This window comes from Gorillibacterium sp. sgz306347 (genome assembly GCF_059735245.1).
In genome coordinates, this window is record NZ_JCAPET010000002.1 from 66,598 (window position 1) to 93,065 (window position 26,468).

Below are 26,468 nucleotides of genomic sequence, written 5' to 3' on the forward strand. Positions count from 1 at the left end.
GAACCTGGCCGGCACCAGTCCGCCCTGTCCCGCCGCGATACCGATCCGTGCTTACCGGCGCAGGCGTACGGTATGCACCTCGAACGGAGCAAACACCAGGGAGAACGAGTCGCCGCTGCGGTGCAGCTCGACTCCGTTTTGCTCCAGCATGTCGGTCAGCTCCGCGCCGGACCAGGCGAAGCCGGGGGTCACCGCCGCGTCCGTCCGGCGGCCGGACGTTTCATACAGCCGCACGATCAAGTCCGCGCCGTCCTCCGACTGCTTGACCGCTTCGATCATGATGCCCGGGTGATTGACCGCCAAGAACGAAGCGGCTGTGAAGGGATTGCCCGCCGAAGCCGTATCGGCCGGGCCTGCTTCAGCCGGTGCGGAACCGGCTGCGAGCCGCAGCGGCACGTTCAGCTCGTACCCGCGTTTGTACACTTCCGCTTCCACGTGGTTTCCGGCGTGCGGATAAAGCGAGTAGGTGAACGCGTGCTGCGCCCGGTCCGCCTCCGGATCGGGATAGGACGGGCTGCGCAGCAGGTTGAGGTCCAGCGTTCCGCCCTCCGTGCGATAGCCGTATTTGCAGTCGTTCAAAAGGGCCGCTCCGTAATCCGGCTCGGACAAGTCCACGTACTGGTGGGCGCAAATCTCGTCCTTGGCAAAATCCCAGCTCGTGTTGCGGTGTGTGGGGCGGTTGAGATACCCGAACTGGATTTCGCAGGCGGCGCTTTCGGCGCGGATTTCCAGCGGGAACGACGTCCGCAGCATGCGGCCCGATTCCTTCCAGTCCGCCGTGGTCACGAAATCGATGCGGCGGCTCCCGGCCGTCATGACCACTTTTTGCGCAAGCTCGGATACGCCGATTTTATAAACGTGCGTGAAGCCGGCCGTCGGTCCGTCCGCAAACGGTTCCGCCGACACAAGCTCCGGCCGTTCCGCCGGAATGCTCCGGTAATCGTGACGGAAATCCCAGGCATCGCCTTCGTCATGATACACCTGGAGGTCGTTGGCGCAGGCGCCCGCTTTGACAGCCTCGCGTCCGTTTTCCATGTCGAAGACCGACCGGATCGTGCCGTCCTCATTGAACGTGACCCGCAGCAGGCCGTTCTCCAGCGTCCGACCCTGAGCCGACCGGCCGGTGCGGGGGGCTTCGGCTTCCGCGGACCAGGCTCCCGCTGCACGCTCACACGCCGGTGCAGATACGGCTCCGCTTTCTCCCGACGCAGCGGCCGTGGCGGAAACGGCTCCGGCATCCGGCGCAGAACCTGCGGCCAAGGGCGCCTGCCGCTTCGCCTCCCCCTCACCGCCGGCTTCACCCGGCAGGGAAGCCCCGGCTCCGTCCGCCAGCACGGCGTATCCCAGGCCGGGAACCGTCACCTGAACCCATTCGCCGTCCGCCTGAACCCATTCGCTCCGTTCCCAGGGCAGCGAGTTAAAGACCAGCTTGCGTCCCGCCTGCCCCGCGGCGGCGTTCAGCTGCAAGGCGACCGCCCCGTACGCTTCCGCAATCAATTCCTCCGTGCGGGCCAGCAGGATGGCGTAGCGCTCCAGCGACTCGTCGTATACCCGTTTGATCGAAGAGCCGGGCAAGATGTCATGGAACTGGTACAGCAGCACTTCCTTCCAGATGGCTTCCAGCTCCTCGGCCGGGTAGCGGTACGCTTTTTTGCCGCAGCTGATTTTCGCCAAAGCAGCGGCGAACTCGAGCTCCCGGAGCGCTTTTTCCATCTTCCGGTTGTAGCGTTTGTTCCGCGCCTGTGTCGTGAACGTTCCCTGGTGCTTTTCGAGGTAAAGCCCCCCGGTCCAGGTTTGGAACCGGTCCGCCTCCTTCTCCAGCTTCTCAAAAAACGCTGCCGAAGGCTCCTGCACGACCGGACTCAAGCCCGGCAGATGCTTTTCCCGGCTGAGCCGCTCCAGATGCTCCTCGCCCGGTCCGCCGCCGCCGTCGCCGATGCCAAAAAGCATCAGCGCGTGCTCCGACACGGCGGCATCGAGGTAGCTGCGTTCGGCCTTCGCCACCGAACGGGGCGCGGCCGGCCCGTTATACGTATCCTCCGGCGGCATATGGGTCAGCACCCGCGAGCCGTCGATCCCTTCCCAATGAAAAGAGTGGTGGGGGTGGCGGTTATACTCGCTCCAGGACAGCTTTTGCGTCATCATGTACTCCACGTCCGATTTGCGGAGCAGTTGCGGCAGGCTGGCGGTGTAGCCGAACACGTCGGGCATCCACAGCGAGCGCGGGTCGACGCCGAATTCCTCGCGGAAAAACTTTTTGCCGTAAAGCAGCTGGCGGATCAGGGCTTCCCCGCCGGGCACGTTCGTGTCCGACTCGACCCACATGGCGCCCTGGGCTTCCCAGCGCCCTTCGCGAATCCGTTCCTTGATCTGCCCGTAAAGCTTCGGATAATGCTCCTTCATCCATTGGTACAGCTGCGGCTGGCTGGCGCCGAACACGTAGTCCGGGTACTTTTCCATGTTCCGCAGGACGGTCGAAAAGGTACGCGCGCCCTTGCGGATCGTCTCGCGGATCGGCCACAGCCAGGCGAGGTCGATGTGGGCGTGGCCGATGGCGCTGATGGTCAGGCTCGGATCGCCGCCGCGTTTGTCCAGGTGAGCGGCAAGCCGCGCCCGGGCTTCGGCCACCCGTTCGGCGGACAGACGGGACATGTCCGCCAGGAGCAGCGACACTTCGTAGAGCGCCTGCAAAAGCTGCTTGCGCCGGGCGGAATCCTCCGGCTGATGCTCCGCCGTCTCCAGCAATACCTCGGCGTCGTAGTACAAAGCCCGGATGTCCTCCCGGCAGCGGGCGACGAGCGCCTCCTTCAGGGTTCCGCTGCGGTACCAGCCGAAAAGGTCGTTGCAGCCGGCGTCGCCCCACAGGTCGATCGAACCGGTTGCGTCCGCGGCTTCCGCCAGCGGAACGACCCGTTTGCCCGGAAGGCCGTACTGGTAATCAAACTCCGAGTTGATATTGGTCAGGCCGCGGGAAGGCGCCCCCTCCTTGTCGACAAGGCAGACTTCGCCGTTGACGTCGATCAGCAGAACCAGGCTGTCGCCGGGCTCATGCGCAGGGGCGCTGCCCGTAAAATGAAACCAGGCGCAATCCCACAGGCCGCCCCAGCGGTCGCCGGGGGCCAGGGAGATTTTTTCCCCGCTCATCCGGTCCGCATAGGGCACCGGCTCCTTGGTCACCCAGGCGGTCACTTCGAGCTGCGCCAGGGGGGTATAGATGGTTTGCTCCAATTTTTTCAGAAAAGGCTTCAGCTTGTCAGGCTTGATCGTTTCGTATGGCATGCTCGCGCTCCTTCTTCTTCGCTGTGCATTAAGCATCTATAGCTTTCGTTAACGTTCGACGGTCAGCCGAACCGGCGCCGCCGGCTCGTGGAGATAAGTAAAGAAGAGCGTGCCGCTCGCCGCGTTCCAGTCAAAAGGAACCGGCGCCCGCGGGCCGCCTTCCGCCTCCGAGTAAACCGCCTGCGGACGGAACGGGCAGTAGAAGCGGGCCGCGGCTTTTACGTTCCCAGGGCCTTTTGCCGTAAAGGTGAACCCGGCTGCGGTTTGCTCCAGGTTTTCCACCCGCGAAGAGGCGGCGATGAGACGGATTTCGCCCGAAGCGGGACGGCCGGCCGCCAGGTCGTACAGAAACGCCTGCCCGCCGGGCGGAATCGTCACGCTGTCCAGCACCGGCAGCGCCGCGTCGAAAAGATCGACGAACGGCCCTTCCAGCTTCACGGGGCGGTCGTGCAGGGATTCGTCGAGCGCGGCGGCAATCCGGTACGGGCCGCGCCGCAGGTCGAAATGGCTTTTCACCCGCCAGGCCGGGGCCGCTTCGCCCAGCGCCTCCATCGTTTCCCGCACGAGACGGCGCAGCGCATCGGCTCCTTCGGCCGAGGCCGCGCAGGCTTCCGGAGACGCGTGCATATAGCCTACCGCGCCGCTTCCCACCCGATGCACGCCCGGAGCAGCGCCGGGGATTTCCAGCTGCCCGAACAGATGCCCGCGCGGAGAAGCGTAAACCGTGCGGCCCTGGTTCCACCAGGACCGGATGCCGTGATACGGGTCACGGTCGTCGCCGACATAGACCAGCGCCCCGCCTTCGCGCACCCAGGCCGCCAATGCGTTGTGCAGATCCGGGTACTCCGGCTTCATAAATTCATAGCTCAGCAGCAGAACCCGGTAATCGTCGAGGTAGCGGGCAAACCGCCGGACGTTGTCGAGCTGGACCGGCCGAACCGGAAGGCCGTGCTTGAGAAGCGGAAGCGCCAGGCCAAAAAAGCCGGAAAACTCGACCATGTCCAAATCAACCTCACCCGGAGCGGGTGCAATCCAGGCGGGTGGAGCGGATTCCGCCGAAGCGGCCTGCGCTTTCGGACCCGCAGAAGCCGCCCGGGCCGCTGCGGCATCCGCATCCGATGCGGAAGCCGGGGCTGCCGAGTCCCCGTTTTGCCGCGCTTCGCCGCTGCCCGCTTCCGCTGGCGTCATCCGCAGCCGCTGATACAGGCAGGAATCGGCCAGCAGAACGCCGACGCCTTCCGTTTCCGGTACGGCGGAGGCGCCGCCGAGCTCCATGCTGCCGAGGGTGTGCATGACGGTCAGCAGCGCGGTGGCGTAATCCGCCGGGATGCCGACGCGTTCCCCGTCCGGACCGCCGGAGGGATAATCCCGCGTGAAGATCCGGTGCGGCCAGGGCGCCACCTCATACCGGTTCACCTCCGGGTGCAAAAGCGAAGCCACTACGGTGCGCAGGTAATTTTGCTTGTAGTCGGTCCAGGTGTGGTTCGGGTTGTCTTCGATCGGATCATGCAGGAACCACATGCGGCGTCCGGTTCCGCGAACCAGCTCCTGCATGATCCCGTATTCCAGATAAGCCGTTTCAAAGGTCCGCTCCTTGCGGACGCCCTGATACCGGTTCGGCACGCGCGAGGTGCCGGTCCAAATTTGGGCGATGTAGCCGTCGATATGCGGCAGGTCGATCAGCCGGGATTCCGGGCTGACAATGCTCCATTGGGAATAATTGATGAGGCTGTGCGTCGGCACATAAAACCGCAAATCGCGGCCATAGGTTGTCAGCGCGTAATCCTTGAGCTCCGCACAGAGCCTGTCGAGGGCGCGCGTGTACAAGTAGGCTTTCAGCCGGGAAGCGCGGTATTGGGCGTCCGGCGACGAATGGGGCGGCGCCCAGGGCTCGTTGTAATGGAGCCGCCACTCCCGCTTGAACGCTTCCGAATAACCGGACTTGACCCAAAACTCCGGTTCCTCCAAATGGATCGCCTCCACGCCCGCGTCCACGGCGGCCCGGATGCGTTCGGCCAAAAACGAAGCGTAGGAAAGCGTCGGAACCATATAAGGAATGTGGTAATGCTCGCCGTGAATAATCCATTTGCCGTCGCGGCCGGTCTGCGCCTCGTCGGTGTGCTTGCGGCCGTCGAATTCGCCATGCAGGTAACGCCCGTATTCGCCCCAGGATACACCGGTCATCAGATGGACCACATAGCCTTTTTCCTTCCACTGCTTGATCCGTTCCGGCATGGTATCATCGATGTCATAAACCATGATGAAATCCGTTTGCAGATCGTACGCCGGGTCGTAGGGATGATTATCCTGAAAGCCTGTCCGTTCTTCCTGACGGTTGCGGTTGCCCATCATTCGCCTCCGGTAAAATGTATTATATATAATTTATATATTTATTATATACATCGACTATAGAAAAAAAGAGTTTCTCCGTCAAGAGAAACTCAGGCTGTCAAAAAGTCTCGGCAGGCATTTTTTGTGCAAAAGTGCAGACGGCACGAATGGCCCAATAACCGGAGGGTTTCGCGTTTCCAGCGTGGACAGGTAGTGCAAAAAAGCAACTAATCTGATCGTTTCTGACCGTTATTAACTAATTAGCTGCAAAAAAGCAATTATCTCTCCGTATTTCTACAGATATCGCTTGTTTAGTCAGAATTAGGTGCGTGCAGGGATTTATTTCGCAATCGGAACGGGACACCATTGAAAATAAGTGTCGCTGTGCACCTGTTTGCCTTTTTTACTGGGCTTCGTTGGCTTGTGCCCGCCACAAGCAGAAAGAAAGGAAGGGAGAATGAGGCAAACGGGAGACGCTGATGACGGTAGCCGTACAGAACAGGAAGAAGATGGCGAGCCAACAGGATCGCTGAGATAAATGGAGTTAGCCCCCCTTGTTCCCCTTAACAACGATGACAAACGAAACGGAGCACCTATGGTAACTAAAATCAACGGGGTTTCTCGACAAACGGAGTTTCTCCGTCAAGAGAAACTCGTATCCCGCCGGTTCCTTCCCGACCGCTTGGGTCCAGAACGCGCCGGGAACCAGCAGGCTTTTCTTTTTCTTCTTCGGAGCCATAAGTCCGGTACAAAAAGGACATGAAAAAAGCGTGTTTGAGTGACCTGGAGCATCCGCATCCCTATCCCCAAACACGCCGCATCTGCCGCGCTGCTATTCTTTTTTTCTCTTTCCGGGGTTTTTGCTTCCCTGTCCGGCGTTCTTGCTTCCCTGTCCGGCGTTCTTGCTTCCCTGTCCGGCGTTCTTGCTTCCCTGTCCGGCGTTCTTGCTTCCCTGTCCGGCGTTCTTGCTTCCCTGTCCGGCGTTCTTGCTTCCCTGTCCGGCGTTCTTGCTTCCCTGTCCGGCGTTCTTGCTTCCCTGTCCGGCGTTCTTGCTTCCCTGTCCGGCGTTCTTGCTTCCCTGTCCGGCGTTCTTGCTTCCCTGTCCGGCGTTCTTGCTTCCCTGTCCGGCGTTCTTGCTTCCCTGTCCGGCGTTCTTGCTTCCCTGTCCGGCGTTCTTGCTTCCCTGTCCGGCGTTCTTGCTTCCCTGTCCGGCGTTCTTGCTTCCCTGTCCGGCGTTCTTGCTTCCCTGTCCGGCGTTCTTGCTTCCCTGTCCGGCGTTCTTGCTTCCCTGTCCGGCGTTCTTGCTTCCCTGTCCGGCGTTCTTGCTTCCCTGTCCGGCGTTCTTGCTTCCCTGTCCGGCGTTCTTGCTTCCCTGTCCGGCGTTCTTGCTTCCCTGTCCGGCGTTCTTGCTTCCCTGTCCGGCGTTCTTGCTTCCCTGTCCGGCGTTCTTGCTTCCCTGTCCGGCGTTCTTGCTTCCCTGTCCGGCGTTCTTGCTTCCCTGTCCGGCGTTCTTGCTTCCCTGTCCGGCGTTCTTGCTTCCCTGTCCGGCGTTCTTGCTTCCCTGTCCGGCGTTCTTGCTTCCCTGTCCGGCGTTCTTGCTTCCCTGTCCGGCGTTCTTGCTTCCCTGTCCGGCGTTCTTGCTTCCCTGTCCGGCGTTCTTGCTCCCCTGTCCGGCGTTCTTGCTTCCCTGTCCGGCGTTCTTGCTCCCCCGTGCATCCGGGCCTTCTTCCGGCTGCGGGACGGGACCGGTGGTCCGGCGGATCACCAGCTCGGGCTCCAATATCGTTTTGCGGAAGCCTTCCCGGAACCGCTCCGGCCGCTCGAGAATGTCAAGGAGACTGGAGGCCGCCTGGCTGCCCATGTCCCGCTCAAATTGGCGGATGTGCGTAAACAGGCCGAACTCCTCCAGACTCGGGTCGGGGTTGTCGAAGGTGACCAGGGACAGATCGTCCGGGATTCGAAAGCCGGCCCGTTCCGCCGCCTGGTATAAGCGCACACCCAGCTTTCCGTTCAGGGTGATATAAGCGGTAGCGGCTTTGCCGCAAATGCTTCGCGTCAAGGGATGGGTATCCCGATTGGCTTCCGTTACGGGAGCGAGGCCGGTCAGGATAAGCGCCGGATCGATCAGCGACCCTCTCTTTTTGAGCGCGTCCATGTAGCCGTCGATCCGCTCCTGCACGGTGACGGTCTGTATCGGAGAGTCGGAGCAAATCGCGATCCGGCGGTGGCCCAGCGCCCACAGGTGATCGACGGCTTTCTCCACTCCGAGTCTGCCGTCCGCCGCAATAAAATGCGTCTCGACGCCGGGCAAATACCGGTCGATCAGCACAAACGGGACGCCGGCGAACTTCAGCGCCAGAATTTCCTCGTTGTACTGCTCCTCATCCACCGGAAAAATCAGGAGGCCCTGTGCACCAAATGCTTGCAGCAGCCGGATGGCTTCCTTTTCCTTCCGCAGGTCGCCTCCCGAAAGCAGAATCACGCTGCGCCGTCCGGCCTTGGAAAGCGTCTGCTCGATGCCGGCGATCAAGCCGGTGGCGAATTCGTCCTGGATAGACGGCATGATCACCCCCACGAGCGCGTCCCCGACGCCGGAACCTGCCGGCGCGCCGTCCTCCGGCCGCTCCGCCGCCCCGTCTCCGGACGCCGCCTCCCGCACAAAGCTTCCCCGGCCCGGAACCCGGACCAGCAGGCCTTCATTGGCGAGGCCGGATAGCGCGTTGACTACCGTAATCTTGCTCACCCCGAACCGCTCCATCAGCTCTTTGTCGGTCGGCACGCGGTCGCCCGGCCGAAGGCGTTCCGCTTCAATCAGGCCGCGAAGGTAATCCTGGATTTTTTGGTACAAAGGGACACGGTCCGCTGGCTGCATGCGCTCACTCCATCTCGATGATACCCGTTCTTCGTCTTCCTTTCAGTATAGCGGTTCAAACGCGCGCCGAAAAGCGCCGCTTACCCGATTACGCCGATAGCGAAAAACCGGATTCCCGCAGCAAGCGGAAATCCGGTTCATGCTTTTCTCGTGCGCCGATTAGCGGATCACGCCCGCCTTGGCCAGCCGCAGGTTGGTGCCGGTACAGGACGGCCGGTTGCCGTGAATAACCTCCAGCTCGAAGTCGTGGCGGCCGTCCGGCAGCTCGTCGCCCAAAAAGCTGAGCCGCAGCCAGCCGTCGTTCGCCACCCAATCCGGGCGCTCGCGGCTTACCTCCACCCAGTCGCCTCCGTCCAGCCGATAGCGGAATTCGGCGGAGGATTTGCCGAAATCGAAGGCAAGCGCCAGCCCCCGGCCCTCGAAGGAAAACGACAGCCTGGCGCCGACCGCGGCCGTTTCCAGCACCCGGTCGATATAGGAGTAATAAGGCCAGCGCCGGATCACCCAGGGGCCTTCGGTCCGCATGTCTTCAAAAGGCACCTCGTACACGTCGCCCCAGTGGAGCGGCTGCAGCGGATTCGCCAAAGCGCCGCGCTGGCGCTCGTGCCAGCCGGAGGCAGTCTGATCCCGCTCCCCTTCCCGTTCTTTCTCCCGCTCCAGGAAGGCGATCACGCTTTGCCCGTAGCTCAGGCTGCCCCTGGCGGTCGGATGCAGCCCGTCGGGCAGCCATTCCTCCCAGCGGATGCGTCCTTTTCGCACTTCGCCCAGGCTGTAAAGCCCCATCCAGACGGAGCCGATCCCGTAGTGCTCCCCCAGCTCCTCAAGCTCGCGGATCGTTTCCGGCACCTCTCCCGCCATCATGGGTTCATACATCCCTTGGGAAAAGGTATACGCCAGCACAAGATCCCGCTCCCCGTCCGCCAGCAGCTGGCGGATCAATCCTTCCCGCGAGCGCTTGCGCCGGTCGCTCGGCACGTCTTCGTCGTTTACGGCGTATTCGATGAACACGAGGTCGCAGCCCCGCTCGATCAGGTGGCGTTTGGCCTGAAACACGGCCAGATCGCTTCCGGTCGCCCCGATCGCGGCGTTCTCCACGGCAAGGGTTACCCCGGGAAACGTCTCCGCGAACCAGCCGATCACCGGCTCCGGCCAGTTGTGCCGGGGCCTGGCATCGGTGATGGAGCCGCCGATAAAGCCGACGGTCAGCTTGCCTGCGGCAATCTGCCGCCAGGTGCGGGAAAGCGGGCTGCGGTGCTTCCAAACGGTTTGTTCCATCTGCTTCCTCTCCTTCGGCGCGTTTTATTCCGCGCGCTGCCCCGCGGCATCCTTCATCGGATAAGCCGCCAAGTCCGGAAGCTGGTCGCGGGTGACCGCGAGCGGATGGGCGTAAAGCTTGAGCAGCTGCTCGCGTTCGGTGTATTTTCCGCTGTACGTCGGGACGCCTTCCACTTGCTCAAACAGAAAATCGCCGTACCAGGTGCAGTTCCAGGCCCACATCGTCCCTTCGCGCTCCATGGCGTCCAGGTCGGGCAGCGTGCCGTTTTCGGACAACGCGATGATCTTATTTTGCTCCGTGTAGGCAAGCGCTGTTTCAAAGCGCTCCTTTTGCGGCGAATAATCCCGTTCCGGCGGATAGATGTCCTCGCCGATGATGTCGACGTATTCGTCTCCCGGATACCAGTCTTTGTGCTGGCCGTTCCACACCCAGATAAGGTGATTCAGGCCATGATGGTCCGTCAGCCGCTCGTACAGCAGCTTCCAAAGGGCGATGCAGGGCTCCGGCCCTTTGGCGCCCCACCAGAACCAGCCGCCGCTGGCCTCGTGCAGAGGCCGCCACAGCACCGGCACGCCCGCTTCGCCCAGCTTCGCCAGCTCGGCGGCGATTACATCGATATCCCGCAAAAGCAGGGCATAATCCTCGGAGGCATCGTCCGCAAGCGCCTTGGCCAAATCGAAATTCGTGGCGTTCGTGTAAAAGCCGCGGTTCCATCCCCGGTCCGGAGGCAGGTCGATCAGATCCTTCGGCGCGTTCCAGTGCCAGCAGAACGTTACGATTCCGCCGTCGCGCCACCAGTCGATGGCCAGCTCGGTATCGCGGGTAACGGCGCCCCGTTCCGCTTTGGACGGGGAATAGTTCATAAAATCGAAGCCGCCGACGGCCGGATACTTGCCGGTTGTTTCGCGCAGCACCTCGAATTCGGGGGTCGACAGAACGCCGATTTGCTGGCCAAGCAGCATTTGTTTGCCGTAGGTGTCGCAGAGATAAGCCATCAGCCGCCGGGCGTTATCCGTCGCATTCGGATTGATCAGCCGGGGCTCCACGTCAAAACGCGTACCGCAGTTTGTATAGGTCATGATGCCGCTCCTGTCGCTTGGAATTTTCGTCACTTGCCGGTTCGGTTGTGGCCGAAAGGGTTGAAATGCGCGTCAAGTTGACGGTTGAATCGTAAAAGCAAGGTCCGGACGGTCCGTAGCGGGAGCGGTAAGCGTCAGCCTGCCCTCCCGTGTCTGAATCTCCGATCCGCCGAGCAGGGTTCCGTCCCACGGGTCATACCATTCGACCCGGACCGAGGCGTCCGCCCACCCGGGAAAAACAGCCGTCAGGCCGCCGAGCTTGCCGTGTTCGGTCACCATCCAGCCGTAGGACGCCGCGCCGTCTTCCCCGCGCATCATCCAGGCTTCCGCCTCCTTCAGCACCGCAACCGGCGCTTTTGCCGCGCCAAGCCGGACGCTGCGGATTTTGACGGCGACGGTTTTTCCCTCTGCCGGCGCATTCAGCGCATAAACCTTGAGCGCCCAGCCTTCGATCTGCTTCAGCTCGTCGGCGGGCATTTCACGGTTCAGCCATTTTGTTTCCGCCGGGTGAATCTGGACAGTCGTCCAAGCCCCCGGCTTCAGCGGGACATCAAAGGCGTCCTGGGCTTCGGTCCATTGGCCTTTTGGAAAAAGCACCGTTTTGGCCCGCAGCTCCGTTCCCGCTCCTTCTTCCACGTAAACTTCATACGTAAGGGTGTCGTAGCCGGACCAATCGGAGGCCGGCGTATTTTGCTGCAGCACGCCTTGGGCGTACCCGCCGCCGGCGAACGTCATGTCGCCGCGCAGGGCAAAGGCTTCGCCCTCCCCTTCCCTGAGAGCGGCGGAGGCGGTGCCGTTGGCGTTCTTGTTGGCGTCGGCCCATTCCGGCAGGCTCCAGTCGGATAAATCCGTTCCGTCCTCCAGGGCGGCCTCCGCCGGAAGCTCCTTCTCAAAGGAACGCGTTTCGGCGCGAACCGGTTCCCGCCGCTGCGTCACGTCAATGTCGGCAGCGAACGCCGAAAAATGCTTCATCTGCTCCCACATGGCGTCATTCACCTGGCCGAAGTCCCACCAGATCGGCGAGGATGCCAGCCCGTTTGCCAGCGAAGCCCAAACCGCATTATGATAGGCGGCCGCATCGGAGACGTTGCCGGTCTCGCCGATCATCAGCGGCTTGCCGTACTGCCAGCGCTTTGCGATATCTTCGGCATATGCGCTGAAGTGCAGGCTGTAGTAATTTTCCCGGTCGGCCAGATCCAGCGTCCGGTAAGCGTGGTCCCAATAGTCCTCCGCGTTTCCGGCGGCCGAACCCATGGTCGGATGGCCGTACGGATCGTGCTCTTTGAAGTAAGCATGGATTTTGGTGAGCCAGGCATCCGCTTGCGCCTTGTCGCCGAGCGCCCAGCCGTCCGTTCCGGTCACCTCGCAAATGAGATCCCAGATGCCGAGGGAACGGCTGTAGCCCCAGCGGGCGATGATGTAGCGGTACAGCTTCTCCTGCTGGCTCCACATGGCCGGGTCGCGGTAGAAGTCGACCGCTTCCCCCAACGCGGAATACGCGTTCTTGTCCCATGTCGCCGGCCAGTCGATGTTGTCGGCAAGCGAATCGTGCGGCCAGATGACAAAGCTCATCTTCAGCTCGCGCTGCTCGAACCACTCCAGCAGCTCGTCGATCCGCTGCGCCTTGCGCATGTCGTACCGGCCGATGCCGGATGCGGCGGATTCCAGCTGTTCGTTTCCGCCTCCGCTTCCCGCGTTGTCATAGTTGCCGTTCCAGTACGTCACCAGATTCCCGCCTGCCGCGGCGATCCGGTCGAGCCCGGCTTCCGTTGTCTCCCACGGATAAGCGACGCCTACGCCGTAGAACGGCGTTCCATTCCGGTGGGAAAGGAACCGCCCGTTCTCCGGGGAAACGCCGATCCAGCCGTGATGGCCGGAAACGACCGCGCGGAAGGACCGTTCGCCGGTCTCCGATTGGCCGTTCCGGTCTTTGATGCGGAGCCGGTACGTCCACTCGCCTTCCTCGTCGGGCGAAAAGCGCAGCTTCCATCCCGCCCCGTCGTAAAACCCGTTGATCTTCCATTCTTCCCCGCTTGGGGAAACAAATGCAGCCCCCACGTCGATTTGCTCCGGATCGTAGGGATTCTCGTAGCTGGCTTCAAGCGTCAGACTCAGCTCCAGCTTCTCGAACAACCCGATTTCTTCGCCATTCGGCTCCGCCGCGGCGATTCGCGGCCCGCCGGCCGGCTCCGCCGTCTGCCCGGCCGCCGAAGCGGCGGGCGACGGCTTTGCTTCGGACGGACTGCCGCCCGATGTCCAGACGGCCAGCCCGGCGACAGCGACGGCCGCCAGAACCGCCGAGCCGGTGAGAATCATCCGTTTTTTCTTTGTCATCCGTCCGTTTCCTCCGCTTTCGCGCATCCGCGGGCTTACCCGACGACGCCGGTCCGCTCCACGCTTTCCACGAAGTGGCGCTGTACGAACAGATACAGGATGATTAGCGGAAGAATTGCCAGCAGAATGCCGGTGTCAACGATCAGCGCCACATGGTTCGGGTCGGCCTTTGCGCTTGTGCCAAGGCCGAGCAGAATCGGCAGCAGCTGGTTGGCGTCCGCCGGCAGCGACGCCACCTTAAGCGGCATCAAGGCGCTTTCGCTCATGAACAGCGAGGTGTAGAACGTGTCGTTGTACTGCCAGACGAACGAAAACAACGCAACCGTCATCAGCGGCGGTATGGCGTTCGGCAGCATGATCCGGAAAAAGGTCTTGATCCCGCCAGCCCCGTCGATAAGCGCAGCTTCTTCGATTTCCTTCGGAAGCCCGCGGAAGAACTGGCGGAAGATATAAATGTACAAGCCCGACTTCAGCCCATTCGCGGTGATCGAGGTGATGATGGCGGGCCAATAGCTGTTCAGCAGATTGACACCGTCCTTGCCGGTAAAGAGATGGATCAGCCCCAGAATGTCGAAGCTGCGGAAATGCAGATACATCGGCACCATCAGGGTGCTCATCGGCACCATAATGGTCAGAATGACGAAGGCGAACAGAATGTTGCTGCCCGGAAACTTGAACCGGGCGAAGCCGTAGCCGGCGAGCGCGCTGGATACCGTTTGAAAAAGCATGGTGATGAAAACGTACACCAGTGTGTTGCCGAGAAGCGGCCAGTAATCCAGCAGATCCATCGCTACCTTCAGATTGTCCAGCGTAAAATTCACCGGAATCATATAGATCGTCGGGTTGTAGATATCCTGCTTATCCTTCAAAGCATAGGAAATTTTCGTCAGTATCGGATAAAGAATAATGAAGGAAATGCCGATGATCAGCGCGTAACGAAACAGCACCCACAGAAGGTTGGCCGATTTCTGTTTGACTTTGTTCAGGTTCCGTTCTGACGCCTTTTGCTGCAATAAGCCACGAACGATGGACACGGCCCGTTCCCTCCTTTCTTGACGCCTAGTTTTGATAAAAGATTTTTTTGGAAAGGATGTAACCGATAATGACCAGGATCAGCGCGACCGCCAGGGTATAAATCCACGACATCGCGGCGCTCAAGCCGAAATTCTGGGTTTTGAACGCCGTCTCGTAGATCGTTTGGGTGATGGGACTGTCCGAGAACGAGTCGATGATCGTATAGATGATGTTGGTCATGATCAGCGGGCTGACCATCGGGAACGTGATCTTCCAGAACGATTCGTAAGCCGTCGCGCCTTCCATCTTGGCGACTTCGTACATCGAACCCGGCACGGATTGCAGCGCGGCGAGGAAAATCAGAATTTGCACGCCCGAGCTGGTAATAATGTCGTAAATCCGCATGATGGCGCCGATGATGTATTCGGTGATTTCCACGGGGAAGCCGGTCTCGACCAGAATCCGCACCAGCGACATCGTGTTGAACTGCGCAGCCGTCTGGCCCATGTCTTCGGCAGCCGCTGCGTTGCCGACCAGGTTGATCAGGCCGGACGATTCCGCCGCAGCGATCGCTCCGGACGCCAGAATAACCGGCAGGAAGAAGATCGCCCGGGCCACCGCGCGGCCGCGAAATTTCTGATTCAGCAGAACCGCCGAAAACAGGCTGAAAAACAGGATCAGCGGAACGTCCACGCCCATGCCGATAATCGATTCCGTCAGAATCCGGTTGAAGTTGGCGTCCACGAACATAGCGTCTTTGAAGTTGGTCCAGCCGTTAAACTGGAGCGAATAGCCGCCCGGCTCGATGATGAGCTTGTTGAAGCTGAAGCGGATCGACTCGATAAGCGGCTTCAGAAACAGGAACAGAAACCCGAGCAGCCAGGGGGAGATAAAAAGCAGGCCGAGCAGTGATTTTCTGCGGGCTAAGGTCAGTTTCATTTTCATGCGCGGTCACCGCCTATTGCAAAATTGCCCGGCTCCACCCGGACGCCGTTTACTTCGGCCGCTTCGTCCGAGTAGTTGACCAGAACGGAGGCGCCGCTTTCGTACTGCACTTCGACTACGCCGTTCGGATGCCGCACATGCCCGGTCATCCGCTGCGTCCGCAAATCGGACAGCGCGCGGTTCGCTTCGTTGTACATTTCCACGGCCTCGTCGTACCAGTCTTTGTAATAGGTGGCGTAAAGGTCGTCGAAACGGGTAAATTTCAGCTTCGACGCCGGTTCATAGGACCACAGGAAATGCGGAGCCGCGCCGAGCTCGATGGAACGGAGAAGCTGCGTTTTCGTGTCCTGCTCATTGCTGACGTTGACGGCCGCGCCACTGTAATCGAGGTAGCCGTGCACCACCATTTGGTAAAAGGGTACTTCTTCGTCCGTAATGTTAAAGCCGCTGGTCGAGGTCGGCACGTCGATGAGATGACGGGCGTATTCCCACGCGTACGAGTTGGCTTCCGAAATCATCAGGTTCGGGAAGGACTCGCGCAGCTTGCCCAGTTCATCGGTGACGATCTTCTTCGCGGTTTCCCGGAAGATCAATCGGCTGTCGCGGTAATCGGACGTGAGGGTGCTGCCGAGGTCGCGCAGCGAAAGACCGGTCTGGTCGTACGATTTGTATTTCTCGGCGAACTGCTCGGCGAAATAGGGCAGCTTGGCCGGAGAAAGCAGCAGGTACGTGCCGTAGTAGGTGTCCATCCGGTTCATGTTCCGGTCGACCGGCGACAAGACGGCCCGGTCCTTCGTTACGAAACGGGCGGCGTCGGACGACGGCGAGAAGTTCCGGTCGTCATGGTACACGTGCTGGAACGCCACATCCGGGTAAAGGCCGCCCCCGGCGCTTAGCAGCTGCGCGGAAAGCTCCTTCAGATCGTTTTTGCTTCCGACCTCTGTTTCGGTCTTCACCTTGACCGGCGTAATATGCTTGACGCCTTTGCCGAACCAGCCGAGGTAGCGCATCTGCAGGTTGGCCACGCCGTCCTTTTGCAGGTCCCCGGCGATTTCGCCCGCCTGCTCGAACGTCGTCATGGAAACAATCGCATTGTAAGGCACGCCCAGGAACGATTGCTGCTTATCCACGGCGCCGAGAACGTCAAGGTAAAAGGGCAGCGCGCCTTCTTCGAGAGGCTGCAGCTTTTTCTCCTGCACGAGGCGGTCCTGATACAGCCGGGCCATGCCGGCGTAATCGGCGTTTTCGCCGGACAGGAAGCTGTAGCGGACGCGGATGTCGCCGCCGTACAGCTTGTTTCCGAGCAGGTTGATCTCCTGTACGGTATTGCCGGTGTAAAGCTCCAGCTCATCTTCCCCGCGTACGGCGAAGGAGCTGTTCACGTGGTTGAACGAGTTTTGCTTGCCGGCGATGTCCGCCACGATGCTGGCGATAGCGTCGCCTTCTTCCACTTGAGCGAACCAGGCGGCGTCGCCCGTTTTCATTCCGAACACCGGCATGCGGGCGCTTTCGCTCACTTGGCCGCGCGTCCGGCTGTTGTCGTTCGGATCGAGTCCGTACACCTTCTGCACGTACTGCTCATCCTTGACCTTGCCGTTGTTCAGGCGGATCAGGCTGCCGGTTCCGTCGGGCACCAGCATATAGCCTTCTTCATCCGCTCCGGCCGCACCGAAGTAGGCCAGCAGGTCGATGCTGCGGATGCGGTGCGTTTCGCTTTCCTTGATGTGGCCCACAGGGACCGACGCGACGAGCGAATCGCCCTCCAGCCGGTATTCGAGCGGAATCGAAAATTGCGGCTTGGTCGAGCCGGCGTCTCCGCCGCCCACTCCGTTCGCCTCGTTGTCGGCCGCCAGATCCTCCTCGGTATAACCCGCTTGGGCAAAAGCGTCCAGCATTTTCTTCAGCACCAGTTCCCGTTTGATCTGGTCGTCCAGCCGCTCCAGAACGCCTTCGTTTGTTTTGCTCGGGTAATAGCGGGCTTGCACGTAACGGGCCAGTTTTTCGTCCAGCTTGCTCAGGACCTTCTCTTCCAGCCGCCCTTGCGTGATGTATTTCGGCATGGCGTCGATCCCGAGCGACATGTCGCCCAGCGTATAGGTGATGCGTACGCCGTCCTTGATGCTTTCGGCGGTAAACTGCTGTTTGGAGATGCTTTGCGTAAAGTTCGGGTACGTGTCCAGCGTGCCGATGGAATCCCGGAAGGAAACCGTCAGCTGGGAGGACAGCACTTCTTTCTCGTAAGGGGACGCTTTGGCGTCCTCGTCCCGGTCCGCCGGGTTGCTGCGCCATACGTTGCCGCTTTTCTTGTCCAGGACGGCGATTTCCGTCGTTTCCGGATGGTAGTAAAGCGAGAGGGCGTCGTTGTCCGCCACCAGATCCATGCCCGGTACGCCTTGCCCCGAATCCGGCAGGCTGGCCAGCTCTGTTCCCGGCTCCAGCTCGGCGGCTTCCTTTTCGTATGCCGCCGCTTCAACGGCGGGCGCTCCATGGTTGACATAGAACAGGACGCCGGCGACGATGCTGCACAGGATGACGCAGACCAGCACCGTATACAAGCGTTTTTTTCGTTTCACGGGTGCGGCCTCCTTTTAGGTCCGGAAAATGATCTCGCGGTAGATGTTGACGATAAATTCATAGATTTGCTGCAGCATGCTGAATACCAGCGAGCCCAGGAACACGATGACCAGCATGACCACCACGGTCAGAAACATCGTCCAGACGGTCTTCGCGGCGGTGTACTGGTGAACGGTCATCGTTCCGACGAACAGAAGGAGGACAAACCAGATCACCGCAACCGTGTTCAGCAGGTAATAAAACGCCGTTTCCTCCTGGACCATAAACCGGCTCGCGAACGTCATCGGGATGTAGATCAGGATGATCGGCAAGAGCGAATACGCCGTCGCCATCACGATTTCCCGGAACTTTCCTTCTCCGTCCATCAGCGTCGTGATCGACCAGTTGGCGATGCACCAGAGGAAGAAAGGAAGCACGATAAAAATCAGTTCATCGATGCTGTTCAAATGCCGGGGGTCGTTGTAATTGACCAGAAAGCCGGCAAACTGCTTTTGCAAAATCATGGCGAGCACGACCAGCAGAAGAAAGGTCCAGGCGACCTTGAGCTTGCCCTTCCCCTCGTATTTCATATCCCAGAAGCCGTCAAACGGGTGAACGATGACGTGCAGCGGGAACTTAATAAAATCTTGCTTCACGGCCAACCGCCCTCCTTTGTCTCCATTTCTTCACGAGCCGCCAGGCGACGACCGCGAGAAGCGCGGCGAACAGCACCGTCATGACCGTTCCGAAATGATCCTTCATTACTTCGCGGCGGTAGCGCTTGAAGGCGACCGAGTAGCTTTTGCGGTCCATCCCCAGCTTGAAATACTCCATCGCCTTTTTGTTCTGCTTTTCCATCAGCATCGCTTTTCCGATGCCGATGTAGGCGATGTCGCTGTTTATGTTCAGCTCCAGCACGCGGTTCCAGCTTTTGACCGCTTCCTGATCCTCGCCGACGTAATGATCGGAAACGGCCTGGTTGACAAGCTTGCCGTATTCCGTCGGCTCAAACACAACCAGGTTGGCGCGGCCGCGGTCGAGAACCAGCTGGTTATCCCCGGCCTTTTCGACGGCCACCGGCGTTTTGAACGTGCCGAGCTGGGTTCCTTTACCGCCGAACTGATACAGCAAATGCCCCTCGTCGTCGTAGGTGAACACCCGGCCCTGCGTTGTGTCGAGGCCGCTGTACATGCCGTTGCCGAGCACCTTGATATCGGTGAACTTGGACGGCCCGACGATCCGCCGGTAGTACAAATCGCCTTTGACCGGGAAGTAGCCGAACCGCTTCAGCACGTCCTCGCCCGACGGATTCAACCGCTTGATCGGTTCGTCGGAGCCGACGTCGATATTGGTCGCATACACGAATCCCTTGTGGTCGATGTCGAGGTTGGAAAATTCGGTCGGGATGTACAGCGCCATCTGCGCTCTCTGTGCTTTCGTCGAAACGAGCCGCCAGAAGTAATCCGCGTAATCGCGCCGGATCTTGATGGTGCCGACATAACCGAGGAATTTGCCGTTCTCGTCAAACTGCATGATGCCTTCGTAGATGCCGCGCGCCACGACGTAAATCCGTTTGGCCTTGTCGACGGTCACCTTGAGCGGCACAAATTTAAAGTCCTGCGGAAGCACCTCGGACTGCGGATTCTGGACGATCTTGACCAGCTCGCCTTCCGCCGACAGCACCACAATGCGCTGGTTGTCGGTATCGGCCACGTACAGGTTCTCTTCCTCGTCCGTGAAAATGCCCTGCGGATTTTTGAACCCGTCCTCCTTGCCTTCATTCCGGAACGTTTTGATTTCGCGCAGCACGTTCCACTCCGGGTCCAGCGCGACGATCCGCGCATTGCCCGTATCCAGCACGTAAGTGTTCCCCGCGGGAGAAACGTTGAGATCGCTCGGCTCCACGAAGTCGCCGACGCCGAGCTCCGCGCCCGTTATGGCTCTGGCCGGCAGATAAGCGGCCGGCGCCGGGACGGCGTCTTTCCAATAGTTGTAGTTGTAGCTCTCGTACGGCGCGGAAGCGGCCGCCTCCGTTATGCCGGTTCCGGCAAGCAGAACGCAGGCCGCGGCAAGGCCGAGAACCCATTTTTTTGCTGCCACGTGCGCTCCCCCCTAATCTTTCATCCCTGAAGTAGCCATGGTCTCGATAATCTGGCTTTGCGAGAAGATAAACAGCGTGATCGGCACGCTCATCAGAATGAGCGCCACCGCCGCGCCCGCGCCCGCCCGGGCGATCCCGCCCTGAACGATCTGCGTCGAGGCGTAGTGGAGCGTCTTGAGCTGCTCGCTGTAAATAAAGCCGTTTCCGTCGCTGCCCCACAGAATCTGGAACAGGAGGATGATCAGCGTGAGCCAGGCCGGCTTGACGTTGGGCATGACGATCGAGAAGAAGATCCGGTATTCGCTGGCCCCGTCGATTTTGGCGGCTTCCAGAAGCGCGTCCGGGATTTGCTCCATGAACTGCTTCATCAGATAAAGCCCCAGCGAATAGGCGAACGCCGGAATGATAACCGCCCAGTAAGTGTCGATCAGGCCCAGCCAGGACATGATCATGTAGTTGGGGGTCGCGGTGACGGCCGGTGTGAACATCAGCGACAGAACGACGATGTTGAACAGAATGGCTTTGCCGGGAAACCGGTGCTTCGCCAGCGGATAAGCGGCGGCCGAAGCGAGCAGGACGTGTCCGACGATGCCCACCCCGGTGATGAAGATCGTGTTAAAAATGTAACGCGAGAACGGAACCCACGACTGGCCCAGCAGGTTCATCAGGTCCGAAAAATTGTTCATGGTGGGGTTGCGGACAAACAGCGTAGGCGGAAACAGGAAGATTTCGTCCAGCGGCTTGAACGCATTGTTGATCGCATAGATCAGCGGCAGTACCATGAAGGCTCCGAATACAAGGAGCAGGAAGAACAGCGCCACGCTCCCGGCGAGCGATCGGTTGACCCTTTTCTTGGGAAGTAGCTTGAGAGAGAGGCTGCTCATGCGCTCAGTCGCCCACCTTTCGGAGAAGTTTTTGCACGATCAGGTTGGTGACGACCATCAGAACGAATAGCACGGTGGCGATTGCCGAAGCATACCCCATCTCAAACCGGGTCGTTCCAAAGTCGATCAAGTGCGTGACGATGGTCTCGGCGGCGTAGTTGACACTCGGGAAGCCGGCCAGGGCAATCGAAACGTCGGCCACCGCAAAGGATGTGGTCAGCTGGATCACCGCGCCGAACATCAGCTGCGGCCGCATAGAAGGCAGCGTAATGTACCACAGCTCCTGCCAGCGGTTGCGGATACCGTCCACCGCTCCCGCTTCATAAAGCGTTTTGTCGACGGTTTGCAGACCTGCGATAAAGGCCAGGAAGCCGGTGCCGAGACTCAGCCAGAGCTGCACGATGATGATGATCGGCAGAATGTACGCTTCCGTTTTCAGCCACAGGATCGGCTCCAGAATAAAGCCCATTTTGATCAGGAAGCCGTTCGCAATGCCGTAGCGGTCGCCGGAGAAAATCATAAGCCAGATAAAGTAAACGTTCCCCGAGATCGAAGGCGCGTAAAAGATCAGCGTCATAAACGCCCGAAGCTTGGGCGACAGCTCGTTGATGATCCACGCGAACACGAAGCAGGCCAGGTAGCTGACCGGCCCGGTAATGGCCGCGAACAGCAGCGTGTTCTTCAGAGCGATCAGAAAAACGTCATCCTCGAGAAACAGCCGGGTGTAGTTTTGCCAGCCGATGAACTTCGGGAACTCCAGCATGTTGAAATACGTGAAGCTGAGCACCATCGAGATGACGACGGGAAGCACGGTAAACAGGAAAAAGAGAATCATGTACGGCGACATGAGAATGTACGAATGTTTGTTGGCTTTTATGGCCTTCCACTTGTAAGCCCACCAGGAACGGGGCTGCGGGGATCGGCCTTTGTTACTGACAATGGTTGCTTCCTGCACGCTCTTCTGCAGCACGATTCGAACCCCTCCATCACTTAACGGCGGCCGCGCCGGCGCGGAAAGGAAGAGACCCGTCTCTTCTTTTTCCGAGGGCATCCGGCGGCCGGCGCGTCCGCTTCTTATTGCGGCAAACCGAACTCCTTGCGCTTGGTCCGGATTTCATCCTGGATGTACTGCACGTAGTCCATGATGGATTCCCGGGCTTCCGTTTTGCCAATAACCGTTTTGTAGAACGCGTTGAACAGGTGGCGGCCGGTGAAATACCCGCCGGGCACTTCGGGAATGCCCTGCACCCATTCGAACTGGGCCTTCAGGTTGCGGTAATCGTCAACCGGCCACGGAAGCGCGTCCAGCGCCTTGATGTTGGCGGTCGGATAACGCGCCGCCGCGCCCATCAAGCCTTCCATTTCGCGGCCGAACACCGTTTGCGTTTCCTCGCTCGTCCACCACTTCAGGAATTCCCAGGCCGCTTCCTTGTCTTCCGCATTCTCCAGCATCAGCACGGCGCTCCCTCCGCCCGGAACGTCCCGGCGGACGGTGCCGTCCTCCTGCACCGTGCCCGGTACGGGCGCGAAGCCCCACATGCCGCGGATTTCCGGAGCGAATACGGCAAGCTGGTTGTAGATCGTATAATCGCCGATCCCGATCGGCATCTGTCCGGTGCGGAACCGGTTGGCAAAGTCGTATTCCCGCTCCAGCTTGTAGTCGGTGTAATATTCCGTCCACTGTTTGAACGCCTCGATCCCTTTGCGCGAATCGAGATCGGATTCCTTGCCCTCGTTGCGGTAGAACTGGCCGCCGCTCTGCATCAGAATCGTCGCGTACATGGAGTTTGGCGGAATGTTGGTCCACTGGTTCGGCGCCTGCGCGACGACCGGAAGACCGAATTCCATATGGTTTTTGTTCAGCACCGCAAGCAGGTTGCTGACATCGTCCCAGGTGTCGGGAATGGTCAGGCCAAGCTCTTCCATAACGTCCTTGCGGTAGAACAGCATGTTGAAGGTTTGCGTTTCCGGCAGGGCGTATACCCCGTTATTGTAGGAGTAAGGAACAACGGCGCTTTCGCGGAACCGCTTCGCCACTTCCTCAAAATCGGCAAATTGCGAAAGGTCGGCCGCCGCGTTGCGCATCGCGAAGTTGACCGGCAGGTCGTTGCCGATCTGCATCGCCACGTCCGGGCCTTGGCCCGCAAGCGTTGCGGGAAGCAGCGCTCCCATATTCACCAGCTCCAGGTTGACGTTGATGCCGGTTTGGGACGTGAAGGTTTCGTCGATCATCGCCTTCATCGTGTTGGCCTGGTCGCGGCCGCTGCCGATCCAGACCGTTACCGTCCGCTGCTCCTTGTCGTCGGATACGTTGCCGATCCGGTTATAATCGATAAAAAAGGAGTACAGGAACGTCGAGGCTTCATGCTTGAGCTTCGCGCCGAAGCCCATGCCTTTTTGGGGCGCCTTCTTGTCGGGCGATGTAACGTAAATCGCGTCGATTTCCAGCGGCTGCTCCCGGGCCTGCTGAAGCCAGGTGCCAAGCCCGCCCGTGTTGGTCTTGTAGGCCTGCAGACGACGGGGAATCGTGTCCGGCTCCTCGATCATCTCGTCCAGCTGGGTGGACATCGTTTTCAGAAGCGCCGACTGGTCGCCGGATTGGCCGGACAGCTCCACCAGCTTCTTCGCGACGTTGTCCAGCCGGTCCCGTTCGACTTCAAAGGTTTCCAGCAGGTCGGGAATTTGCCGCTCGACCCGGTAATCCCGCACCGCATCGGGGCTTGTGCCCGTGATCATCAGGATTTTCCGGTACATGGCGTTCAGATTATACAAGCTCTCTTTGACATCGTTGATGAGCGGGGCAAATTCCCCGAGCGTGGCCTCCAACCGGAGGGTATGCTTGCCTTTTTCCAGGTAAAAGAGATACGGCTCGTTCTTGTCCTGGCCGAGGGTGTCCAGCCGGTAACCGCTCTTGTAACGGAAGGCGACTTCCTGTACTTCCTGGAACGGAATTTTGCCGTCAATGGTCAGCCGGCGGGAGGCGTAAATGCCGCGGACGAAGTTTTGCTGGGATTTGAAGGTGATGTTGTAAAAGCCCGTTTCCGGCACTTCCACTTCCCATTCGATCCATTGGCCCGGCAGACGCCAGTTGTAGCCGCCGATCGTATTGATCCGCACCTTGGACGCACTGTACGGACTGACGGCCGAGCTGGAACGCTCGCTCAGGGGATAAAGAGTCGGGGAGGACTTGGCGGAGGCGTTTTCGCCTTCCACTGTCAGGGAAACTCCTTTAGTCGGAACCGCTCCCTGCTCCTCCAGCTGCTTCAGCGTTTCTTCATAAGAAAGCGGAGCGTCCGCCTGAAACAGCTTCAATTCGCGGATAACCATCGGCTCCCGGGAAGATACAAGCGTGAGCGTATGCGTTCCTGCGCTGAAATAAAACAGAAACGGTTCCACCTCGTAGCCGTCGGAATCCTTGAAGGCCGCTTCCCGCCAAACCGGCTGTTCCACCTGCCGGGGGCGCAAGTCGTTTCCTTGATTGTCCTGCACGATCTCTTGCTTTTCGTTGTCCCAAACGCGGTCAAACTGCAAATAGCCCGCTTCCTCGAACGGCGTCTCCCCGTCGATGCGAAGCGCTCGCTCAATCGTCGAGCTTTTGCCCGGAGCGGGAAAATAAACCGCGGACAGGTTGTACAGCCCCGCCTGCGCGACTTCAAACGTCCATTCCACTTCGCCGGTTTCGCCCGTATAGAGCGAGGTGCCGGCCTGGCCTTCATAGCCGTCCAGCGTCTTGACCTCGCTGCCTTCGGCCCTTGTGTACGATGCCGCTTCAAGCGTGATCGGGGTTTGCGGCCGTTCCGCGCCTTGATGTTGCTCCAGATAGTCCCGGTAGGAAAGGCCGTCTCTGGCGGTCGGCATATCGGCGGTCTCCGCCGCCGTTTGCGCGGCCGGCGTGTCGCCGGACCCCGCCGCCTCCAGCCGGTTGCCGGCCGGGGGCATTAAGAACGTGAACGCCGTCAGTATGGCCACCGCCAGAGCGGCCATTTTGGCGAGCCGCTTTTTCCCTTTCAATGTTACTCCTCCTTGTGAACGCGGGTACGCCATCCCCCTGTCCGCGTGCCGGTTGAACGGCCGCGGACGCAAGGAATGGTCCGTTTGGATGCAGCGTAAAGGGGGAGGTCTTGTCGACATCCCCCTTGACAGATGACCGTCCGGTTTTATTTGCCCAGTTTGTCAACCGAGGCTTGCGCTTGCTGCTTGTATTTCTCGGCCGTGGCAGTAACGGAAGCGTTTTTCACGACAATGTCCTCGATGAAAGCATAGGTCGGATAATCGGTGTACGCTTCGTCGATCGTAATCACGCCGGTGCCGGCGATGTGCTCACGGATCATGTCGATGTCTTCTTGGTTTTTGTACATGCCCTCCAGGTAATCCTGACCGGCATACTCTTCCGTCGGGGGAATGTCGAAGGTTTCCTCAAAGATTTGGTAAACGATTTGCGGGTCCTTCGTGCCTTTCGGAATGAACTTGGCGGAAGCCGCCGTGTTCGCGTAGGTATGCTCCTTGGAGCCGTTCGGTCCGGGCGGAATCGGAACAACGCCCATGTTGAACGTTACGTCGCCCAGCATCCATTCGGCTGCGGTGAACATAGCCACGTCGCCGTCTTTGAAGGTCATCGATTCGTTCCAATCCATCTTGTTGCCGGTTTTTACCTTGACAACGTTTTCAACGTTCCAAAGCTTGTTAACGAATTCGGCCGCTTCGATCGTTTTGGCATCGGACAGGCCTTCTTTTTTGTTCACGTCGTCTACAATCAGGCCTCCGTTTGCTACCGTGAAGTGCTTAAGAGCGTCAACCGGCCAGCCGGAGGTTCCATAAGTGTCGATTTTGCCGTCGTTGTCCGTATCTTTCGTGGCTTGCTTGGCGATTTCCAGGAACTTATCCCAGTTCCATTCGCCCTTTTCGTAGATTTCCTGCAGGTCGGGAAGGCCAAGCTTCTTGAACAGGTCGCGGTTGTAGTGCATGCCGAGACCGAGGACAACCGGGTTGTCGAAGGCGTATTCTTCGCCTGCGATGGCCGGATATTTGGTCAACTGGTCAGCCTCTTGGTTGATGTTGTTCTCGGGCGTGGTGAACTCGCTGAGCTTCAGCAGCTGGCCCTTGGCAATCGCCGGCAGAGCCGATTTGTATTCCATTTGCACGATGTCGGCGAAGGGCTCGCCGGCCAGAACGGTCGTCGTGAACTTGTTCATGTATTCTTCAAACGGCACGTTCACGAATTCGATTTTGCAGTTGTATTTCTTTTCGACTTCCGCAATCTTTTCCAGGCGGGCTTTTTCGCCGGCCGTGTTGCCTGCGGGCGTCAAATCCCACCATGCGGCAATCTTGATGACGCGGCCGCCCAGATCGGGAACGGGCGCTTCGGAAGCGGTCGGTTCGGCGGTCGGACTTGCGCTCTCGGTGGCAGCGCTTGCAGAAGGACTCGCGCTTTCTTCGGCGGACTTCGATCCGCCGCCGCTGCAGGCGGTAAGGATGAGCATGAAACTGAGTAACATGAATGAAAGCACTTTCATTTTTTTCATGACTTAACCTCCATTTTGGTCTTTATCACTTGCAAATCTGGCCCCTTAAAAATCCCATTCCTTCTGCCTGTTTTTCCGCCGCAAAACCACCACCATCTTGTTAGGTTTTGTTAGTCTGGTTATGCTTTTTGACAAAAAAATAATAACACCATATTCTAGCATCGTCAATAAAAAAATTGTCGAGACCAAAAAAGTTCGGAAAGCGTTTTTATTTATTGTTATTACTAGGAATTATCAAATATGACCGTTTCATTTTGAACGTTTTGTAATCGCTGTCA

The 26,468-nt window shown here is 59.5% G+C and carries 15 protein-coding genes; all 15 read right to left on the reverse strand.

All coding sequences use genetic code 11. The features are described 5' to 3' along the window. Positions 1-51: 51 nt before the first annotated feature. A complete protein-coding gene (locus AC6I6H_RS01920; protein ID WP_497950391.1) occupies positions 52-3,279 on the reverse strand; it encodes an alpha-mannosidase in 3,228 nt (1,075 codons plus the stop codon). A 48-nt stretch (positions 3,280-3,327) separates the two neighbouring features. Next, positions 3,328-5,628 carry a hypothetical protein gene (locus AC6I6H_RS01925; RefSeq protein ID WP_497950394.1) on the reverse strand — a complete coding sequence of 767 codons (2,301 nt, stop codon included), beginning with the start codon at positions 5,626-5,628 and terminating at the stop codon, positions 3,328-3,330. An 814-nt stretch (positions 5,629-6,442) separates the two neighbouring features. Beyond that, on the reverse strand, positions 6,443-8,482 hold the full coding sequence (locus AC6I6H_RS01930; protein ID WP_497950398.1) for a GntR family transcriptional regulator: 2,040 nt from the start codon (positions 8,480-8,482) through the stop codon (positions 6,443-6,445). Between the two features lie 159 nt (positions 8,483-8,641). Then, on the reverse strand, positions 8,642-9,757 hold the full coding sequence (locus AC6I6H_RS01935; protein ID WP_497950402.1) for an SGNH/GDSL hydrolase family protein: 1,116 nt from the start codon (positions 9,755-9,757) through the stop codon (positions 8,642-8,644). A gap of 24 nt (positions 9,758-9,781) precedes the next feature. Beyond that, positions 9,782-10,837 (reverse strand): glycosyl hydrolase, encoded by a 1,056-nt coding sequence (locus AC6I6H_RS01940; RefSeq protein ID WP_497950406.1) that lies wholly within the window; start codon positions 10,835-10,837, stop codon positions 9,782-9,784. A 72-nt stretch (positions 10,838-10,909) separates the two neighbouring features. Beyond that, positions 10,910-13,171: a DUF5060 domain-containing protein gene (locus tag AC6I6H_RS01945; RefSeq protein WP_497950408.1), complete on the reverse strand. Its 2,262-nt coding sequence runs from the start codon at positions 13,169-13,171 to the stop codon at positions 10,910-10,912. Between the two features lie 35 nt (positions 13,172-13,206). Beyond that, on the reverse strand, positions 13,207-14,184 hold the full coding sequence (locus AC6I6H_RS01950) for a carbohydrate ABC transporter permease (RefSeq protein ID WP_497950799.1): 978 nt from the start codon (positions 14,182-14,184) through the stop codon (positions 13,207-13,209). A gap of 46 nt (positions 14,185-14,230) precedes the next feature. Continuing rightward, the gene (locus AC6I6H_RS01955; RefSeq protein WP_497950413.1) at positions 14,231-15,130 is read right to left on the reverse strand and encodes a carbohydrate ABC transporter permease; all 900 of its coding nucleotides are present in this window, start codon (positions 15,128-15,130) and stop codon (positions 14,231-14,233) included. Continuing rightward, positions 15,127-17,703 carry a DUF5696 domain-containing protein gene (locus tag AC6I6H_RS01960; RefSeq protein ID WP_497950418.1) on the reverse strand — a complete coding sequence of 859 codons (2,577 nt, stop codon included), beginning with the start codon at positions 17,701-17,703 and terminating at the stop codon, positions 15,127-15,129. The genes AC6I6H_RS01955 and AC6I6H_RS01960 overlap by 4 nt, the downstream gene beginning before the upstream one ends. A 15-nt stretch (positions 17,704-17,718) precedes the next feature. Next, a complete protein-coding gene (locus AC6I6H_RS01965) occupies positions 17,719-18,339 on the reverse strand; it encodes a Yip1 family protein (RefSeq protein WP_497950423.1) in 621 nt (206 codons plus the stop codon). Continuing rightward, positions 18,320-19,783 carry an NHL repeat-containing protein gene (locus AC6I6H_RS01970; protein ID WP_497950427.1) on the reverse strand — a complete coding sequence of 488 codons (1,464 nt, stop codon included), beginning with the start codon at positions 19,781-19,783 and terminating at the stop codon, positions 18,320-18,322. The genes AC6I6H_RS01965 and AC6I6H_RS01970 overlap by 20 nt, the downstream gene beginning before the upstream one ends. A 12-nt stretch (positions 19,784-19,795) precedes the next feature. Then, a complete protein-coding gene (locus AC6I6H_RS01975; protein ID WP_497950430.1) occupies positions 19,796-20,668 on the reverse strand; it encodes a carbohydrate ABC transporter permease in 873 nt (290 codons plus the stop codon). Positions 20,669-20,672: 4 nt separating this feature from the next. Continuing rightward, the gene (locus tag AC6I6H_RS01980; RefSeq protein ID WP_497950803.1) at positions 20,673-21,545 is read right to left on the reverse strand and encodes a carbohydrate ABC transporter permease; all 873 of its coding nucleotides are present in this window, start codon (positions 21,543-21,545) and stop codon (positions 20,673-20,675) included. 197 nt (positions 21,546-21,742) lie between these two features. After that, a complete protein-coding gene (locus AC6I6H_RS01985; protein ID WP_497950437.1) occupies positions 21,743-24,679 on the reverse strand; it encodes an extracellular solute-binding protein in 2,937 nt (978 codons plus the stop codon). 146 nt (positions 24,680-24,825) lie between these two features. Continuing rightward, the gene (locus AC6I6H_RS01990) at positions 24,826-26,190 is read right to left on the reverse strand and encodes an ABC transporter substrate-binding protein (RefSeq protein ID WP_497950439.1); all 1,365 of its coding nucleotides are present in this window, start codon (positions 26,188-26,190) and stop codon (positions 24,826-24,828) included. Between the last annotated feature and the right edge of the window lie 278 nt (positions 26,191-26,468).